Origin of the sequence: Clostridioides sp. ES-S-0123-01 (assembly GCF_020658415.1) — a bacterium.
In the GTDB taxonomy this organism is placed as follows: domain Bacteria; phylum Bacillota; class Clostridia; order Peptostreptococcales; family Peptostreptococcaceae; genus Clostridioides.
Map to the genome: position 1 here is coordinate 273,068 of NZ_JACVWD010000003.1, position 18,429 is coordinate 291,496.

General features: G+C 29.6%; 19 protein-coding genes. 13 read left to right on the forward strand and 6 right to left on the reverse strand.

Annotated elements, in window-relative coordinates; translation table 11 throughout:
• Window positions 1-54: 54 nt before the first annotated feature.
• The gene (locus IC175_RS08225; protein ID WP_227824661.1) at window positions 55-1,944 is read left to right on the forward strand and encodes a sigma 54-interacting transcriptional regulator; all 1,890 of its coding nucleotides are present in this window, start codon (window positions 55-57) and stop codon (window positions 1,942-1,944) included.
• 126 nt (window positions 1,945-2,070) lie between these two features.
• Here the strand turns inward: IC175_RS08225 and IC175_RS08230 are convergent, their stop codons facing one another.
• The 6 genes from IC175_RS08230 to IC175_RS08255 form a co-directional block, all read right to left on the reverse strand.
• On the reverse strand, window positions 2,071-2,769 hold the full coding sequence (locus IC175_RS08230) for an RraA family protein (protein ID WP_227433529.1): 699 nt from the start codon (window positions 2,767-2,769) through the stop codon (window positions 2,071-2,073).
• 33 nt (window positions 2,770-2,802) lie between these two features.
• The gene (locus IC175_RS08235) at window positions 2,803-3,786 is read right to left on the reverse strand and encodes a hydroxyacid dehydrogenase (protein WP_227851412.1); all 984 of its coding nucleotides are present in this window, start codon (window positions 3,784-3,786) and stop codon (window positions 2,803-2,805) included.
• A gap of 14 nt (window positions 3,787-3,800) precedes the next feature.
• Window positions 3,801-4,940, reverse strand: a complete 1,140-nt coding sequence (locus IC175_RS08240) for an amidohydrolase family protein (protein ID WP_227433527.1) — start codon at window positions 4,938-4,940, stop codon at window positions 3,801-3,803.
• A 36-nt stretch (window positions 4,941-4,976) separates the two neighbouring features.
• Window positions 4,977-6,389 carry a DASS family sodium-coupled anion symporter gene (locus IC175_RS08245; RefSeq protein ID WP_227433526.1) on the reverse strand — a complete coding sequence of 471 codons (1,413 nt, stop codon included), beginning with the start codon at window positions 6,387-6,389 and terminating at the stop codon, window positions 4,977-4,979.
• A 635-nt stretch (window positions 6,390-7,024) separates the two neighbouring features.
• Complete coding sequence (locus IC175_RS08250) at window positions 7,025-7,702, reverse strand: Crp/Fnr family transcriptional regulator (protein ID WP_227824663.1); 678 nt, start codon at window positions 7,700-7,702, stop codon at window positions 7,025-7,027.
• Window positions 7,703-8,063: 361 nt separating this feature from the next.
• Window positions 8,064-9,434 (reverse strand): MATE family efflux transporter, encoded by a 1,371-nt coding sequence (locus IC175_RS08255; RefSeq protein ID WP_227824664.1) that lies wholly within the window; start codon window positions 9,432-9,434, stop codon window positions 8,064-8,066.
• A 124-nt stretch (window positions 9,435-9,558) separates the two neighbouring features.
• Between IC175_RS08255 and IC175_RS08260 the strand changes: the two genes are divergently transcribed.
• The 12 genes from IC175_RS08260 to IC175_RS08310 all read left to right on the forward strand — a co-directional run bounded on the left by IC175_RS08260 (window position 9,559) and on the right by IC175_RS08310 (window position 18,383).
• Window positions 9,559-10,095, forward strand: a complete 537-nt coding sequence (locus tag IC175_RS08260; protein ID WP_227824665.1) for a PadR family transcriptional regulator — start codon at window positions 9,559-9,561, stop codon at window positions 10,093-10,095.
• A 120-nt stretch (window positions 10,096-10,215) separates the two neighbouring features.
• The gene (locus IC175_RS08265; RefSeq protein WP_227824666.1) at window positions 10,216-10,434 is read left to right on the forward strand and encodes a DNA alkylation repair protein; all 219 of its coding nucleotides are present in this window, start codon (window positions 10,216-10,218) and stop codon (window positions 10,432-10,434) included.
• Entirely contained in the window at window positions 10,427-11,353 is a 927-nt protein-coding gene (locus IC175_RS08270) for an SPL family radical SAM protein (RefSeq protein ID WP_413926927.1), read from the forward strand. The genes IC175_RS08265 and IC175_RS08270 overlap by 8 nt, the downstream gene beginning before the upstream one ends.
• A 234-nt stretch (window positions 11,354-11,587) precedes the next feature.
• The gene (locus tag IC175_RS08275; RefSeq protein WP_227433521.1) at window positions 11,588-12,031 is read left to right on the forward strand and encodes a GNAT family N-acetyltransferase; all 444 of its coding nucleotides are present in this window, start codon (window positions 11,588-11,590) and stop codon (window positions 12,029-12,031) included.
• 396 nt (window positions 12,032-12,427) lie between these two features.
• Window positions 12,428-13,210: a helix-turn-helix domain-containing protein gene (locus IC175_RS08280; RefSeq protein WP_227845514.1), complete on the forward strand. Its 783-nt coding sequence runs from the start codon at window positions 12,428-12,430 to the stop codon at window positions 13,208-13,210.
• 447 nt (window positions 13,211-13,657) lie between these two features.
• Entirely contained in the window at window positions 13,658-14,266 is a 609-nt protein-coding gene (locus IC175_RS08285) for a class I SAM-dependent methyltransferase (protein ID WP_227824669.1), read from the forward strand.
• 199 nt (window positions 14,267-14,465) lie between these two features.
• The gene (locus IC175_RS19635; RefSeq protein ID WP_413927241.1) at window positions 14,466-14,591 is read left to right on the forward strand and encodes a hypothetical protein; all 126 of its coding nucleotides are present in this window, start codon (window positions 14,466-14,468) and stop codon (window positions 14,589-14,591) included.
• Complete coding sequence (locus IC175_RS19640; protein WP_413927238.1) at window positions 14,554-14,727, forward strand: MATE family efflux transporter; 174 nt, start codon at window positions 14,554-14,556, stop codon at window positions 14,725-14,727. Before IC175_RS19635 ends, IC175_RS19640 begins: the two co-directional genes overlap by 38 nt.
• Window positions 14,728-15,069: 342 nt before the next feature.
• The gene (locus tag IC175_RS08295) at window positions 15,070-15,375 is read left to right on the forward strand and encodes a hypothetical protein (protein WP_227433518.1); all 306 of its coding nucleotides are present in this window, start codon (window positions 15,070-15,072) and stop codon (window positions 15,373-15,375) included.
• 187 nt (window positions 15,376-15,562) lie between these two features.
• Entirely contained in the window at window positions 15,563-15,745 is a 183-nt protein-coding gene (locus tag IC175_RS08300; RefSeq protein ID WP_227851413.1) for a hypothetical protein, read from the forward strand.
• 334 nt (window positions 15,746-16,079) lie between these two features.
• The gene (locus tag IC175_RS08305; protein ID WP_227824671.1) at window positions 16,080-17,090 is read left to right on the forward strand and encodes a choline/ethanolamine kinase family protein; all 1,011 of its coding nucleotides are present in this window, start codon (window positions 16,080-16,082) and stop codon (window positions 17,088-17,090) included.
• An 84-nt stretch (window positions 17,091-17,174) separates the two neighbouring features.
• Window positions 17,175-18,383, forward strand: coding sequence for an ethanolamine utilization protein EutH (locus IC175_RS08310; protein ID WP_227851414.1), 1,209 nt, complete (start codon window positions 17,175-17,177; stop codon window positions 18,381-18,383).
• Window positions 18,384-18,429: the final 46 nt, after the last annotated feature.

Sequence of the window (18,429 nt, forward strand, 5' to 3'; positions counted from 1 at the left end):
TTTTGTGTGAAAAAATAATATAAAAAATAGACTAACAAAAGGAGGTTTTATGATATGAAAAATGAGATAGTAGTCATTGCTCCCTCTAAGTTATTTTCAGATACTGTATATGAAGTACTTGAAGAATTACATATAAAAATTCCATCATACATTGCTACAGGTAAAGAAACTATAGAACTAGCAGATAACATAATTAACTTAGGCACTAAAGTAATAATTACTCGTGGACAAAATGTTGATTTATTGCGTAAACATGTCTCAATTCCTATAGTGGATGTTGGATACAAATACGAAGACATATTTTATTCATATAAAAAAGCACTTAAGTATTCTTCAAAAATAGGATTTATAGGTTTAGAATCATCATATAAAACTGCTAAACGATTTAAAGAAATCTCCAATTTTGATTTAGAAATACCTAAGTTAAATTCTCTTTCTGAATTTGAAGATACAATAAAAGAATTAATTGATAATGGCACTGAGATTTTCATAGGTGGTAAAACAACAAAAGAAATCACCTCTAAATACAATAAACTCTGTATAGAGACTGAAGTTGAAAAGTCTTCTATTCATGCGTCTATCAATGAAGCAATTCATCTATATAACATAGGAATTGAAAAGAGAATAAATAACTCTATTACAGAAGAAATTCTAGAATGTACACATAGTGGTATAATTGCCATTGATAAAAATCACTCACCACTTTTTATAAATAATCAAGCAAAAAGGTTACTATTTAACCAAGTTGATAAATTTATAAAAGATTATTTAACTTCTGGTGATATTTCAGATTCACTAAAAAATGGGCACTCTATATGTAACAATATAATTAATTTTAAAGGTTCTTCCCTTACATTTGATTGTTTCCCGATTATAATTGATAGTTTGCATTTTGGATGTGTTGCAACCATACAAGATATCGAAAATATTCAATCAACAGAAAAAGAAATAAGAGAGAGTTTAATTTCAAAATCTCATTGTGCAAAGAACAATTTTAACGATATATTGGGTTCAAGTGATGCATTAATGCACTCGGTAAACATGGCTAAGAAATTTGCTAAATCTAATTCTACAATCATAATTACTGGTGAATCTGGTACTGGAAAAGAAATATTTGCTCAAAGTATTCATAACTATAGCAATAGATTTAATGGACCTTTTGTGGCTATAAACTGTGCAGCTATACCTGAAAATATACTTGAAAGTGAATTATTCGGATATGTAAAGGGAGCTTTTACAGGTGCTAGAAATGAAGGTAAAGCAGGTGTCTTTGAATTGGCACATAATGGGACTATATTTTTAGATGAAATTGGAGAAATTTCTAAAGATGTTCAAGTCAAACTACTTCGAGTATTACAGGAGAGGGAAGTCACTAGAATAGGGGATACTAAAGTTGTACCTATTAATGTAAGAGTTATAACAGCTACTAATAAAGATTTAGTGGAGCAGATTGATAATAATAATTTTAGAGAAGATTTATTTTACAGACTTTGTGTGTTGAAGTTAGATTTACCTCCTCTTAGAGAGCGAAAAGAAGATATCGAACAACTTACATATGCTATTATATCTCATTATAACAAACCAGTGTCAATATCTGATTCTGCACTTAAAATTTTAAGTAGATATGACTTTCCTGGTAATATAAGACAATTAAAAAATATAGTAGAAAGACTAGTAGTTATGTGTGATGATAATTTTATAGATGAGTACTTAGTTTCTGAAATTTTAACTTCTGAGCCACATTTTCGAAAGGATATAAGTTTAACTACTACAATAGATTATTCTCCTATTTTGGAAGAGAATAAAATCGTAGATTATGAAAAAAAATTAATTCTTGAGACGTTAGAGAAAAATAATGGAGTAAAATCTGTTACTGCAAGTCAGTTGGGTATCAGTACTACTACTCTTTGGCGTAAACTTAAAAAGTATCAACTTTCAGATTAAATATTTATTGAATAAAATAAAAGAGGCTGTTACATAACAATTTAGAATCGTTATGTAACAGCACCTGCTATTTTAAAATTTTTATATATAAATATTTTATATACATAGAGTAAAAGTCATTTATTACTAAACTCTGTAAACATCATCTATAATTTGTACACCTTTTTTTTCTAATGTCTCATTTACCCATTCTCTATTTGCAGTTCCTTCAGAAGCCTTTACCACTTTAGCATGGTCTTGTTTAGCATTTGCTTCTGCTTTATCAATAAGGTCTACTGCATCATTTTTAGGGATTACGATTACACCATCTTTGTCTCCTAATATTATATCTCCTGGATTAACAGCAATTCCTCCTATAGATATAGGTACATTCACTTCACCAGGACCTTCTTTATATGGGCCACCTGGAGTAGTTCCTGTAGCATATATTGGACAACTAGACTTTGATATAACATCAATATCTCTTATTGGACCATCTATTACAATTCCTGATACTTTTTTGAAATCTGCAAGATATTTGTACATGATTTCTCCCATGATGGCTTGTGTTCTATCTCCATTATTAGATAGTATTATTACATCGCCTTCTTGAGCTATATTAAGAGCTTGATGAAGCATTAAATTATCTCCTGGTCTTGATTTTACTGTTAACGCAACTCCACACATTTTGTTTTTTGGTGAAGACATTAACTTTATTTCTGAACTTAATGCACTTGACCTATACATACAATCTCCTACATTAGCTGCTGGTAATACACTAAATCTTTTTACAAGTTCTTTATCTGGTAAATCTCTTTTTAAATATACTCTATTTCCTATTGTCATTTTAAGTTCCTCCTAATAAGTGTTTATTGTTTACTAATCATTGTATATCGTTGCATTGTCCCAATCTATTGATTTTACTGGCCAAGTAGGTTTTTTACCTTCAAATACCTCATTAACTCCAATTGCAGAGTGTAAAGAGGCTCTATTAGTAGCTTCTTTAGTTGCTGCTCCTATATGAGGAGATACCACAACATTATCTAAATACAATATAGGGTTTTTAGAATCTACTGGCTCTTGTTGTAATACATCTAAGCCAGCACCTGCTATAATATTATCTCTACATGCTTCATATAAAGCTTGTTCATCTACAACACTTCCTCTTGCTGCATTTATAAAAAATGCTGTTTCTTTCATCATACTAAACTGTTCTTTTCCTATAAAATGTTTAGTGACAGAAGTTGTTGGACAGTGAACAGAAACAAAATCACTTTCTTTATATATTTTGCTTATATCTCTAGTTACTTCTACACCTTGTGGGAAGTCTTTAGATGGTTTATATGGGTCATATGCAACCACTTTCATATTGAATCCATCCATACACATCTTAGCAACTCTTGAACCTATGTTTCCACATCCAATAATTCCTACAGTTTTTCCATCAAGCTCACATTTAGGAGTTCTCAGCTTAGCTTTATAATAGTCATCTATAAAACTTTTTCTTACTTTTGTATAATTTCTAGAGCAGTATAACATATACATTAGTGTTACTTCTGCAACAGAAGTACTATTTGCTACTGGACAATACAATACTTGAACACCAAATTCTTTTGCTGCATCTAAATCTACAGTATCAAATCCTGCTCCATGACGTACTATTACTTTTAAGTTATCAGCAGCTTCAAATACCTCTCTTGTTATTTTAGATAACCTAACTATAATTGCATCAATACCTTTTATATCATTTATTATATCTTTAGTCTCCATGCCTGAACCAGTTATCAGTTCATGTCCTCTACTTTCTAAGTAATCTCTTCCCTCTTGCATTATTTCTTGTGGTAATAATATTTTCCAACCCATTTTTTTCCTCCTAATTAATTTTCATATATGTAATCTGGGGCACAATATACTATAAATCCATTTTTAATTGTCATTTCTGTTTTTAATAATTTATCTGCCTCGAATTTACTACCTTTCCAATCTGTATAAGTTTGTTTAACATCCATGATGTCAAATATTGCTACATCTGCATTTGCACCTTCTGATAGACATCCTATCTGATTTTCCATTTTCATAAGTTTAGCTGGATTTTGTGTTGTCATTTTTACAACATCATATAGACTTATTCCCATACATATGTATCTAGACATAAGATTTGGTAGAGAGAATATAGGTCTTCTAAACATGCTTTCCAATACCAAATCTGTACTACAAATATCAGCTATAAATCCTTGTTCTTTTGCTTTTTGCATGACTTCAAAATCACCATGTTTTCTACCTTCTCCTGTATCAAATATGATTCCTCTTTCTCTTGCTTTCTTTACACATTCGTATAAATTGCCATTTGAGTCGAGGATAGTGTTTTGAACACCTTGATATACATGTTCAAATATATCTCCTGGTCTTAAGATATTTAACACATCCTCTGTAGGAACTGGTAAATTTGTACAATGCACCTCAACAGGGCATCCTATTTTTTCAGCTATTTTAATAGTCTCCTTTAATGGCTCTATTCCTAGACCTTCTACTAAATTTTCACTTAATCTTATTTTTAGACCTAATATATTATCTTTATTTTCATTGTATATTCGTTCTATTTTTTCATGATTGAAATACTTTGGGTCAATACATTCATGATAGCTAGTAGTTACTAATCCCGCTGAACAAACTTGTAAGAAACTTTTTATATTTACTTTACTTCTAGCCACAATTGAAGATTTAAAGAGTTGGTAGTTTGCTACTCCTGCTGAACAATCAATTGCACTAGTAACGCCTGTTGGAAGATATGTGCTATCTGGATATATACCAATTTCAGTTCCATCTGCAAACATATGAGCATGTGCATCAATCAGCCCTGGAAAAACAAATTTACCTCTTGCATCTATTGTGTGTTTTGCCTTATCACCATGTTTATATTCAGTTACTTTTCCATTGTATATAGCAATTGTTTTATTGCCATTTACATTATTTTTAGGGTCTATTACGTGTCCATTTACAATAAGTAAATCTAGCATAATTATTCATCTCCAATATATAAATTTAATGTGTACTTACCATAATCCAATTATTTTCCAGTAAGGTAAGCCTATTACTAAGAATATTGCTAATGCAACCATTACCATGATAGTGCCTACTTTCCAGAAATCTTTTTGAGATACATATCCTGATGCAAAGGCTATAAGACCAGCTCCATTTCCATAATGAGTCAATAAAGCTCCATAACTTGCAAAGAATGCTAGTAATAATGTAACTACCATCGGATTTGCTTTAGTAGATAAAACTATTGCAAATAGTACAGGATAAAAAGATGCTACAAATGCACTGTTTGATACAAAGAAGTATCTAACTGCCAAACTCACTAACAATAGTACTATTGTAACTAATAATCCATTTACATCTGATAGATTTAATACTGTACCTAATTTATCAGCTAACCAAGTGTAAAAACCTGCATCAGCTAATGAGCCAGCAATACCATAAAATGCACCATACCATATAAATATATTCCATGCTCCTTTAGCACCAATAACATCATCCCAATCTAAAATACCTGCTATAAGGACTAATGCTAAGAATACAAATCCTACTACTTGCATATTTAAGTTTATAAAAGGTATTTTTTCACCAAACATCCATCCAAGAATAGCAAGAATAAAGAATACAACTAGTATCTTTTCATGTTTTGTAATAGTACCTAATGATTCCAAATCTTTTCTTATCTGTGGTTTAATATCTGTTAAATGAGTTAAACCTGGTTTGTATATCTTATATACTATAAGTGGTGCTACTAGTAAGAATAAACCTGCTGGTACGATTGATGCCATAAACCAAGTTCCCCAAGTTAAGTTAACACCTAACATACTTGCTGCCAAAGAAACTGTTATCGCATTGGTTGCCATACCTGTCAAAAATAATGCTGCTGTTCCTTGAGATACTACATATGTTAATACTGTTAAATATGCACCTAATTTTTTAGGCTCATCATCAGGTTTAGAACCTGCACCTTCTGCTATATTTCTAAATATAGGGTAGATAATAGTTGTTCTAGATGAATTTGAACCTGTAGCAGGGCTAAGTATTAAATCACTTATCATCATTAGGTATCCAAGTCCTAAGGTAGAATCTCCTGCTCTTAGCAAAAGGTTGTATGCCATACGTTTTCCTAATCCTGTCTTTACAAAAGCTGTACAGACAATAGTTACAACAACTAAAAACCAAGTCATCTTATCTGAATATCCATGAAGTAGTATTGACTCATCCATAAACATAAGTGCTACACCTACAATGATTAAAGTAATGATTGGTTCTTTAAATGGTTTAATAATAAGACCTGCTAGTAAACCTAGATATAAAGCAACAATATCCCAAGTTTCTTTTTTTAATCCTTGTGGTGCAGGTAAATTCCATATAATTATTGGTATAGCTGCAACAAGTAAGAATTTCATCAACTGTTTTTTATTCATTTTCTTCTCCTTATTTAATTTTAGATTTATACTAAATTATAAAAGCACGAAATATGCCAACTTTTTAGATTAATAATATTTTATTTGTTTTTTTATGTGATTTATTGTAATTTAACTGTTAATCAAATTACTTTAATACAATTTTATTAAAATCTTTTTTTTTAGTTTGATAAAATAATATTATATTTATTTATATTATATTTCAAATAGAAATATTATATTTCAATTTGAAATGCAATATTTCCGATTGAAATATAGTGTTTGAATTGTTAACATAACAATAAAAGATATATATTCTTGATGAAATGGATAGAGAAGTTTCAGGTAAAGTCGTAGGTAAGTTATACTAATCATAAGAATAAACTTTAAAAAAATTTAAACTTATTTCATATTACTAATAGAAGCAAAACAAAGGTATTTTATTAGCAAATAAAAGTTCAAATTAAATTTATCAGTATTTATAAAAGTGGAAGGCAATTATATGGAAAATAAGATTAAATTAATGAAGAATTGATAGAATAAAAAAGGGTGCTTACATTATGAATAAAAGTGGAAATTTTAAAGAAGAAGTTGAAGAAAGAGATGAAAAGGAGATAAGAAGGAGATGATTCAAATTCTTATTTTGAAACATCTCCTTATAATGTTAAAGAACGAAGTCTATCTTTATCCAATACTTTTACACCACCACGAGATACAGACACAAGACCTTCTCTAGCAAAATATTTCAACATTCTAGACACAACTTCTCTAGCACTTCCCATATACTTAGCAATTTGCTCATGAGTCATATTTATAGTAGTATTATTGTTTTTAGTTATTTCATCAACTAAAAAAGATGCCAAACGCTTATCAAAACTCATAAAAAGGATTTGTTGCATTGCCCACATAACATCAGAAAAACGTTCAGTGGCTAGCTTATATGAGAACAATTCTGCGTGAATATTTTCTGTAGACAATTTTGAGAAAACAGAAGAACTAATTTGTATAATATCGCAATCTGTCTCAGCATCCACATATACATCAAAAGTTATTGTGTTTAGAATGCATGATGCTGATAAGATACATACATCACCATTATCAAGACGGAAAAGTGTCACCTCACGCCCTTCATCTGAAAGTATGTATGTACGTATTGTTCCAGACTTTATAATCAAAATACCAATACAATCACTATCACCACAATGAATTGAGTTTCCTTTTTTAAAGTGGGATATATTGGCTGAAGAGATTAATAAGCTTTTTTGTGAGTCAGTGAGTTTATCCCAAAAAGATAAACTTTGTGTAAGTATATCAATATCGTTTTGTGAAAGCATATAGTGATTCCTTTCCTAAAATAATTATAATCCAATAATACAAGTGAATAGATAAAATAACAAGTAGTTTGTGAAAAAGGATTATTCAATTGTATATTAATAGTATGATTTGTGTAGAAAATATATGTTAATATATATTATTGCCTATTTGTAAGTAGATTAAGTCATATTAAGCATGTAAATTAATGAATTATAATATACATATCTTGTAAGCTGAAAGAGCTGTTTGATAATGAATTTATCATACAATTCTTTGAGCCTACAAAATGCATGAAATAATTTTATATCTTTTCTGATGGTAGATTTGTATAACTAATATATATATTAGATTTGTATAACTAGAACATATCTTGAAGTATATTTATTTAGAAGAAATAGAATTTATTTTTAAAGTATGAAGCTCTTTATGTAGTTTTATTGCCATAAAACCTGCGATTATTGCAGCAGCAAAATCAGCTATTGGTTGTGCATATAAAATACCATTTAATCCCCAAAATATAGGAATAATCAAGATTATAGGAATAAAACATATACCTTGTCTACACATACCCAGTAACCCACCTTCCTTTGCTTTTCCTAGTGCAAGGAACAATGTAGAATATACTGTATAAAAACCAAATAACATAAATGAAAATCCATTTGCTCTAAGAGCCTTACTACCATTTTCAATTAATAACACATCACCACTTGTAAATTGTGAAATTATAGCTGTGGGAAAAAACACCATTACAAGACCAAGTACTACACAAAATAGAGTAGTCCATGCTATAGATGTTTTTATTGCTTGGTGTAATCTATCATAGTTCTTTGAGCCAAAATTATAACCAGCAATTGGTTGGAAGCCTTTTATAAACCCAAATACGATAAGACTTCCCAAAGACATTATTCGTGTTACTGCACCCATTCCAGCTATCACAGAGTCACCATATTTTGTAGCTTCCATATTAGTTAATGTAATAGCGAGACTAGTCAATAACTGGAATATTAAAGTAGGTACACCAATCTTTAAAATTTCTGACATGATTTCATTTGAAAAACAACATTCTTTAATTCTAAAACTAAACATACTTTTCTTGCTAAAAATGTACCTGATATAAACAAGTGTTGAAATCATCTGAGAAAGAGCAGTTGCAATGGAAGCACCTTTTACACCCATGCCAAAGGTATAAATGAATATTGGGTCTAAAACTATATTAAGCAATGCACCTAATAGCATAGCGCACATGGTTGTTTTAGCAGCTCCTTCACTTGTGACAATATTAGTCATAGTGACATTAAATACATTAAAAATAGATGATACGACATAGATACTAGCATAAGACATTGCATAAGGCATAATACTTTTTGTAGCTCCTAATAATTTTAAAACAGGATTGAGAAGAATCATAATGACAATAATAAATAATATACCAACTATTATACTGCTGTAAATAGCTGTACTAGCAACTTTGCCTGCTTTTTCCTTATCTCCATGACCTAGGAGTCTGGCAATGTAGGAAGCAGCTCCATTTCCAAATAATAATCCTAATCCCACAATAATCTGACCTAGTGGAAATGCAACAGATATAGCACCCATTTGACTTGTTCCAAGACCACCTACAAAGTATGCATCTACCAAATTGTACAATGCAGTTATCATCATACCTATCATAGTAGGTAATCCCATAGATAACAAGGCTTTTGGTATTGGGGCAGACCCTAATAATTCAATTTTTTTGTTGATTTCTTTCATGCTAAACACTCCCTTTCTATTGACATTAGCTCTAAAATATATTACTATAAATTATAGTAATAAAGAAAATGCTACTATAAATTATAGTATTTGTCAATAGAGAGAAAACGAGAGGAGAATTTTTATGGCAACAATAGATTTAATTGTACTGGGTATAGTAAAGCAACAGCCTCAGAGTGCTTATGATATTCAAAAAGTGGTGGAATATAGAAATATATCACGTTGGGTTAAAATCAGTACACCATCAATTTATAAGAAGGTAATTCAACTAGAAGAAAAAGGTTATATCCAAAGCACAATTGTAAGAGAGGGGAGAATGCCAGAAAAAGCAATTTACTCTTTAACAGAATTGGGTGAAAAACATTTTTTAGACTTAATGTTTGATACAGCTTCAAAGCCAGTAAATATTTTTCTGGATTTCAATGCTGTAATAGTAAATTTATACAGTCTTACACCAGAAAAGCAAAAGTTGTGTCTTAATAGTATTGAAGAAAATATACAAGTATTGAAGTCGTATATAGAGGAAAATATAAATACAAAATCGAATGTACCAGAAACAGGTAAGGCTATTTTAGACCAGCAATTGGTATTAGCTCAAACATTAGAAACATGGGTGAATTCTCTAAAGGTTATTCTAGATGTTGACAGTGAAAGAGATTAATCTCACTCATCTAAGAGAGATTGCAAAGTAATATAAAGGTCATCATGAATTAGCAATCTGAATTAGCAATCTGAATTAGCAATCTCATTGTGGTAAAATGGATATTATGAAGCTAGGATTTTGACTAAAACGATTGATGACCTACTACAAGCAATTAAGAAACAAATTAGAAAATGGTCATCTGAATTTTATTCATTGGATATTTACGACTTATCCTGCCAAAACTTATTTGAAAATACTCCTTATGTACAGCCACTTATAACAAGATGGACAAAGTGTAATAGTATTTTCTTGAAAAGAGTAGGATTTGTATTGATTACAAGATATCCCAATGGATAACAAAAAATTATATGATGGAATTAGGGATAAGATAATGATTAAAAGCATACCAGCAAAACAAATTTTACAGAAAGTTAAATTTGACAACTCAAGATGGTTTGGGATTGATTATAATATGAATCTCTATCGTGGTTGTCCTCATGGTTGTATTTATTGTGACAGTCGTAGCACAGTATACAACATAGAAAATTTTGACCAAGTGAGATATAAGGAAAATGTGATAGAAACTCTAAAAAAGGAGCTACGTTCAAAGAGAAAAAAAGGAGTTGTTGGTATTGGAGCTATGTCTGACACATACAATCCTTTTGAAAAAGACCTTTGCATTACTCAACAAGCCTTGAATTTAATTTCAGAAAATCATTTTGGAGTATCTATTGATACAAAAAGTAGTTTGGTAGTTAGAGATATACCAATTTTGAAGGAAATAACAAGAAACAATTCTGCTATTGTCAAAGTTACTATAACCACTGCAAATGATGAGTTAGCAAAGAAAATCGAGCCTAATGTGAGTCTAAGTTCTGAACGATTTGAAGCAGTAAAACAGCTCAATGATGCTGGAATATTTTGTGGTATATTATTGACACCTTTGATACCATTTTTGACTGACAATGAGAATGAAATAAGAGCAATTGTTGAAAAAGCACATAAGGCTAATGCAAAGTTTATCTATTGTATGTATGGAATGACAATGCGTAATGGTCAGAGAGAATTTTTTTATAAGCATTTAAAGAATATATCACCAAAACTAGTATTTCAGTATCAAAAAACGTATGGCTTAAATTATGTATGTCCTAGCTTGAATGGAAAGAGATGTGAACAAGTGCTAAAAAAAGAATGTGCTCGTTATGGTATTTTGACAGAGATGAAAGATATTATAGAAGCGTATAAGAAATCAGATATGCAATTAAAGTTTTTTTAAGCTATAAGTTGCAATTACTATTCATTCTTCTAAAAATTTATTCTATTATAAATTAAATAGCAAAAAGTAAAAAGTAAAAACTAAAAAACAATAAATACAATGAAATTAGATAGTAATAATTATTCAATGTTTCAATTGTATTATCATTTAGTTAAGTGTATCAAATATGTAAAGGATAGTGAAGTGTATTAAATACATAAAGGAAATATATGTTAAAAGGAAGGGGGGATATATATGATAGAAATAAAAACTATAGATGAAAATAAAAAAGGTCATATTGACCTTTTGTTGCGAGCTGACCCATATGAGGTAATGATTGATAAGTATCTTGATAAAGGCATTATGTATGCTCTATATGATAATGATGAACTTACTTGTATAGCAGTTGTAATTGAAATTTCTAAAGAAACCTGTGAATTAAAAAATATTGCTACATATGAGCATTTTCAAAATAGGGGTTATGCATCAAAGATGATAAATCATATTTTAGATGTTTATAGTGAACAGTATTCATCAATGGTTGTGGGTACAGCTGAAAGTGGAATCCCGTTTTATGAGAAATTTGGATTTGTTTATTCACATAAGATTAAAAACTTTTTTATAGATAATTATCCAGAGCCAATTTTTGAAGGGGAATCTCAATGTGTGGATATGCTGTATTTAGAATATAAATTCTAGATGCTAATGAGAAGATAAAGTGTTATATATAAAATAAAGAATCGTGATAAAGTAGATAAAGTGTTGCAGAAAGCATGTCTGAAAAGATGTGCTTTTCTATTACTATAAAACAGTATATTAGAGAATAGTTTGCAAAAAACCTATTGTTAATCAAATGGTTATACACTTAATAAAATCATATTTTGATAAATATTACTTTCAAAATATAAAGGAAAGGATTTAGATTTCCATTGATGCTATAATACAAAAAGAGAGGCAAAATTATTACAAAATCATGTTTTAGCAACAAATTACATGAGTGCAACTTAAAGTTGACAATGTGCATTTCTTAAAATATAGAATTTAACAGTATAGTTTGATAATATTTGGATATCAAATCACAGGAGGTAATAATATATGAATTTTGGTGAAAAATTATTTAAGTTAAGAAAAGAAAAAGGATTATCACAGGAAGCACTTGCAGAACAAGTTGGAACAACAAGACAGGCAGTTAGTAAGTGGGAAAACAATCAGGGATTTCCAGAAACAGAAAAACTTTTACTACTATCTAATATTTTTGAAGTATCAACTGATTTTTTATTAAAAGAGGAGAAATCAATAAAAGGAGCAAATGAAAAGGGATATTATGTAAGCAAGGAAGTGGCAAGGGGTTATCTTATCAATGAGAAAAGAGAATGCAAATATTTGGGGTTAGGTTTTTTGTTTTGGGCATTAGCAGGTATTCCTTATGTAATGTTTCCAACTCATACAAGTTGGCGTATTTTGGGAATTGCAGTTTGTGTTGCTTTAGGTATTGGTGCTGTTATACTTGGAATATTTGCAGAACAAGAAGATTATAAAATCTTGAGAAAAGAGCCACTGTTATTTGATTATGAGTTTTTGAAAGAATTATCAAAGGAATATATTTCAATCAAGAAAAAATATAAGTTAGTTGCTATCCCAAGTACATTTTTGTTTGTGGTTGGTATTCTTATTATCGCAGTAACAGTTAGAGGGTACATTGAATGGGCAGAATATCATTTACTTGTATTTTTGGGATTGGCAGTTGGTATTTTTGGTTTCGTACAATCCATTGGGATTATGGATGCATATGAGCTGTTGGTAAAAAACGAACAGTATTGTGACCGATTTATCTTTAAAGTAAAGAGAAAATTAAAGAATAAAATTGATAGGTTCTAAAAGTAAATTTTTAAAGGTAGGAGCTAGTTAGGGCAAGGTATTAATTGTGAAATTTACAGAGACAGGATAAAAGGTCACGATAAAACAGCAAAATGTATGATAAGTATGAGTAATTATTATGATACTTTATTTTAGTATTATTTTATAAAAGTTAGAAGAAAGAAAAAATATTAAAAGGTCAAATTGACCAAATAAAAATAATATATATAGCATAATTTAAGAAAAATGTGAATGATGGAACTTAAACATAATACACATAGTATAATTTAAGAATCGTATGCATAATATAACTTAATCATAATACACATAGTATAAATTGAATGTTAATATAACTATAGAGAACTTAATATAGTTATATTAACATTAGTAGTGAATGAATATCATTCATTGACATAAAGAACTACCCATGATATACTGTGAACAATACAAGAAAGGAGGGGTTTAGATATGACAAATATAAAAGAAAAATCAAGAAAAACATTTAATAATCAAGCAGATACCTATGACCAAGATATAAAGGGACAACATGCAAGAAATCTTTATCCAGTTTTACTTAAAACACTTTCAGATATTTCATATGATACTATTTTAGATTTAGGGTGTGGAACAGGAGCAGTATTGCAAGCTATTTTAAATGAAGATTGTAGGAAGAAGGCTTATGGAATTGATATTTCTGAGAATATGCTAAATATAGCAAAAAATAAACTAAAAGGGAATGCTACCTTAGTTTTAGGAGATTCAGAGTATTTGCCATTTGAAAATGAATTTTTTGATGTTGTATATTGTAATGATTCTTTTCATCATTATCCTAAACCTAATAAGGTATTGTCAGAGGTATGTAGGGTATTAAAGCCAGAAGGAACCCTAATAATTTGTGACTGTTGGCAACCATTTTTATTTAGACATATAATAAATATTTTTATGAAGTACAATAAAGATGGAGATGTAAAAATGTACTCAGAAAAAGAAATATGTAAATTGTTAGCTGTAGATTTTAGAAACATTGTGTGGAAGAGCGTGAATCATACTTCATATATTGTGACCAGCATAAAATAAGAAAGTATAAAAGAAAAACACATAGAGAAAAACATATAAAGAAAATTACATAAAATAAAACATAAAACATAAAAAAGCATAAAAAATAAAACATATGATACTTTATAATTTTGTAAATTTTTAACTCAAACCTGTTTAAATCTCAGGTATTTTTTAAAATTAATCAGTGAATGAAATTCATTCATAAATAGGAGGACACATGAGTACAAAAATGGATTTTATCACAGAGGACACAAAGAAATGTCTAATAAGATGTCTTTGCATTAATAGTAGCTATGTTTTTAAACATGGCATACAATCTAGTAGACAGTATATGGATTGGTAATTTATTAGGAGAGACTGCTATGGCAGTACTTACAACTTCCACGCCAATTATTTTAACTCTGACATCTATAGCTATTGGGGCTACAAATGGTATATCTATTTTACTTTCGCAAGCAATTGGGGGCAAAAGAGCATAAAAAAGCAGAAAGTTTGATTTCTACTTCGTTTTTGGTATCAATAATATTTTCATTGATTATTACTGGAGTTATTGAGCTATTGTTACCATCCATCTTAAAAATATTGGTCAAGTTATAATAGGAGATGGTTATGCTAAACCTTTTTAATTTATAAAACTATAAAGGTTAGATTAATATTTATATAAAAATTGAGATGATTTTAATATAAAAGATATATTTAAATAGAATATAAAATTATTTTTAACTAATACTTCCAAAAATGTCCAATTGAATATATAATGTAATTATAAAAGCAAGCTATTTTTATAGTAGTGGTTAATTCTCTAATAAGGAGGGTGTAAAATGGCTAGTATGATTATGGAAGTTGTAGGAGTATTGTTTATAGTAATTGGATTAATTTTGACATTTGTTGAGATAAAAGGAAACTTCCCTTCTTTTTATGGTTTTGGTCAGAATGCTATAGGTAAAAATGCTATAGGAATTATAGCAGCAGGAATAGCATTAGTTTTCTTTAGAAATGGTATAGACAGCATAGATTCTATAGCTACTTATGGTATATTTTTAGCGATAGAGCTTGTTGTAATCTCTGCATATTTTTTAATAAGAAGAAAGTTTTGTAGAGAAGATAAAAATTTAAGAGTTAACTAATAAATTTGTCTACTATAAAATTAGAAAATTCAAAAAATAAATAAAATATTGCTTTTAAGTATTTAAAGTTCAAGAAACTATATTCTATATAAAAACAGAATGTGGTTTCTTTTTTTAGTGCAATAGCTTTAATAAAATTCTAATTGTAGAACAGGGTATAAAAGAAGGGGTCTTTCGTTGTAAAAATGTGGCTTTAGATACTAAGTTCTTGGTGTTTGGTATTATTCATACTTTTAATGGGGCTATTTCCACATCATTCAAAGACAAATTATCTATAAATGATAATATTCTAAAAGGAAGTGTTGGAGTTGCACCAAATGTTACAGTTAAGCTGGAAAGTCGAAATGGAAATATAAAGATTGATAAATAAAAATAGACAAAAGAATTATCAATTTTATAAAGTTCATAAAGTAGAGAATTATAAATTGAATAAATAAAACAATACTATAATAAATATTTTTTGTATACATAATTTTAATAATATGATGAAAAACTTTTAAATAACTTTATTTAAAAGTTTTTTTATTTCCACAAATAGAGATAGAATCCCAAAAATATATAAAAAAATCCATTATAACAAAAAATTAAACAAAAATAGTATTGACCTTTGTGTTGCACAAAGATATAGAATTCTAATCAAAGGAAAATGGTTTTTAATAGAAAAAGTTTCAACCAAAAACAAATCATACAAAGGAGAAATTATTATGAAAAATGAAAGTATAAGAGAAAATATGTCAGTATTTGGAGAGGTAATACAACCTTATGAAATTCAAGATTTCCTTAGGTTAATCAATTTAACAAAAACAGCATTTAGCCAAGAACTTAGCAAAATAGAAATAATGCCAGGCGGGCTTACAAATAAAAACTTTAAGCTTGAGATTGAAGATGGCACTCAAATAGCAATGCGTGTAGCAGGAGTAGGAACAGCAGGATATATAAATCGTCCAGCAGAAAAGCACAATGCTTCTTTAATGTCATGTCTTGGAATAGCTCCAGAAATATATTACTATGACCCAAAAACAGGTTCACAACTTTGTGAATTTATAAAATCAGATACAATGCATGCAGAGGATTTTATAAATAATTCAGATGTAGTCATGAAATCAGCAGAAATTATGAGAAAATACCATGATAGTGGAATGGAGTTTAAAAGTGTATTTAACCCAATAGCTAAGATGAAAGAGTACATACAAATACTTAAAGAAAATGGTTTTGATAAGAGATATGATGGATGGGATAGCATAACAGAAAAAGTAGATATAATAGAAGTTGCTTATCAAAATAATCCACAAAAATTAGTTCCTTGTCACAATGATACACTAGCAGAAAACTTTATGTATGATGGAAAAGTTATGCGTGTAATAGACTGGGAATACGGTGGAACAAATGATAGATTTTACGATATGGCATGTGTGTGTGTGGAAAATCCTCTTCCAAAAGATAAAGAGGAGCTTTATGTAAGAACATACTTTGGCGGAGAACCAACAGAAGAACAAAGAGCAAGATTGCTTACAAGTAAGTTTTTAGTTAATGCACACTGGTCTTTATGGTCATTAGTTCAAATAACATATGGTAAAGACCATGACTTCTATTGGGAATATGGAAGAACTCGTGCAGCTGATTGTATAGAGTTTATGAAGGATGAAAACTTTGAACATTACTTAGATATAATAAATGACCCTAACTTTACAGAATCTGTAGAACCACTAGCATAAGAAGTATTTATTATGAGAAATATTAAATAAAAATTAAGTAATAAAGAGCTGATTAATGTTTTTAGTACATAGGGGGTATACTGTATGGAATTATTAGGAGACTCAGTACTGTATATCATCATGGCTTGTTGTGTAGCTGGAGGTTTAGCAAAGATTTTCAAAGAAGAATCGGAGCTAGCTAAATCTTTTGATGAAGGCTTACATACTATGGCAACGATGTTTATACCAATAGTAGGTCTTATGGTATCTGTTCCGTATCTAAAGGTCGGGGTAGAGAAAATATTTGGAAAGTTGTTTAGTATGTTTGGCGCAGACCCAGTGGTAGCAGCAGCTATGATTATGCCACCAGATTGCGGTTCATATGCTTTAGCTATAGAAATTGGGAAAACAAGTGAAATATTAGTGATAGTATTAGCAGTTGGATTTATGTGTGCATCGACAGTGGCATTTAATATTCCAATAGGACTTTCAATTTTAGATAAAAAAGATTACAAGTACCTAGCTTTAGGAGCTATGTCTGGATTTTTATCAGTACCTTTTGGAGTATTCACGTCATATATGGTTGCATTACTTACAAATCCTACAATACGTACAACACTTTCTACAGTAGGAAATTCTAATTATACTTTAAATTTAAGTATGCTAATGATTTTCCAAAATCTAATTCCTATTGTTGTGGTGTGTGTGTTGCTTGCATTAGGGTTAAAATTGTTCCCTAATGGAATGATAAAAGGATTCATGTATTTTGGAAAAGGTCTTACAAGCATATTAATAATAGTCGTAGTATCATCTATTGTTGAACACTATACAGGTATTTTCACTAAAGTATTTGGAAGTTGGGGATTTGACCCAATGTTTGCAGATGAGAAAGAAATGTTTAGGTCTATTGAGCTTCTAGGGAGTATTGCAATGATGCTTTGTGGAGCATTTCCAATGGTTTACCTTATACGTAAGTATTTTAAAAAGCCACTGGAAAAGCTTGGTTCAATAGCTGGGCTAGATAGTGCTGGTAGTGCTGGATTAGTTGCATGTATGGCAAATGGTATCGCAATTTTTGGACTAGTGAAAGATATGAAACCAACAAGTAAAGTAATATCTATGTCGTTTTTAGTTTGTGCAGGATATTCTTTAGGAGATTTTATAGCTTTCAATGTCAATTTCCAACCAAACTTGGTTATTGCAATACTTGTTGGTCAAATAGTAGGTGGAGTAATAGGTATAATATTTGCAAAATTAATTGCAGTTCCATACGTTCTTAAGATGGAAAAAGAAGATGAGGTAGCTGAAGTTTAGAGTAAAATTGATAAAAAAATAATAAAAACAAAGAAAATTAAGGGGA

Coding starts and splice junctions, on each gene's coding strand:
- IC175_RS08250 (WP_227824663.1), bottom strand. CDS start 7,702: ATGCTTTCACAAAACGATATTGATATACTTACACAAAGTTTATCTTTT.
- IC175_RS08230 (WP_227433529.1), bottom strand. CDS start 2,769: ATGACAATAGGAAATAGAGTATATTTAAAAAGAGATTTACCAGATAAA.
- IC175_RS08305 (WP_227824671.1), top strand. CDS start 16,080: ATGAAAAATGAAAGTATAAGAGAAAATATGTCAGTATTTGGAGAGGTA.
- IC175_RS08225 (WP_227824661.1), top strand. CDS start 55: ATGAAAAATGAGATAGTAGTCATTGCTCCCTCTAAGTTATTTTCAGAT.
- IC175_RS08245 (WP_227433526.1), bottom strand. CDS start 6,389: ATGAATAAAAAACAGTTGATGAAATTCTTACTTGTTGCAGCTATACCA.
- IC175_RS08240 (WP_227433527.1), bottom strand. CDS start 4,940: ATGCTAGATTTACTTATTGTAAATGGACACGTAATAGACCCTAAAAAT.
- IC175_RS19635 (WP_413927241.1), top strand. CDS start 14,466: ATGAGTACAAAAATGGATTTTATCACAGAGGACACAAAGAAATGTCTA.
- IC175_RS08310 (WP_227851414.1), top strand. CDS start 17,175: ATGGAATTATTAGGAGACTCAGTACTGTATATCATCATGGCTTGTTGT.
- IC175_RS08255 (WP_227824664.1), bottom strand. CDS start 9,434: ATGAAAGAAATCAACAAAAAAATTGAATTATTAGGGTCTGCCCCAATA.
- IC175_RS08235 (WP_227851412.1), bottom strand. CDS start 3,786: ATGGGTTGGAAAATATTATTACCACAAGAAATAATGCAAGAGGGAAGA.
- IC175_RS08295 (WP_227433518.1), top strand. CDS start 15,070: ATGGCTAGTATGATTATGGAAGTTGTAGGAGTATTGTTTATAGTAATT.
- IC175_RS08280 (WP_227845514.1), top strand. CDS start 12,428: ATGAATTTTGGTGAAAAATTATTTAAGTTAAGAAAAGAAAAAGGATTA.
- IC175_RS08275 (WP_227433521.1), top strand. CDS start 11,588: ATGATAGAAATAAAAACTATAGATGAAAATAAAAAAGGTCATATTGAC.
- IC175_RS08270 (WP_413926927.1), top strand. CDS start 10,427: ATGGATAACAAAAAATTATATGATGGAATTAGGGATAAGATAATGATT.
- IC175_RS08260 (WP_227824665.1), top strand. CDS start 9,559: ATGGCAACAATAGATTTAATTGTACTGGGTATAGTAAAGCAACAGCCT.
- IC175_RS19640 (WP_413927238.1), top strand. CDS start 14,554: ATGGCATACAATCTAGTAGACAGTATATGGATTGGTAATTTATTAGGA.
- IC175_RS08285 (WP_227824669.1), top strand. CDS start 13,658: ATGACAAATATAAAAGAAAAATCAAGAAAAACATTTAATAATCAAGCA.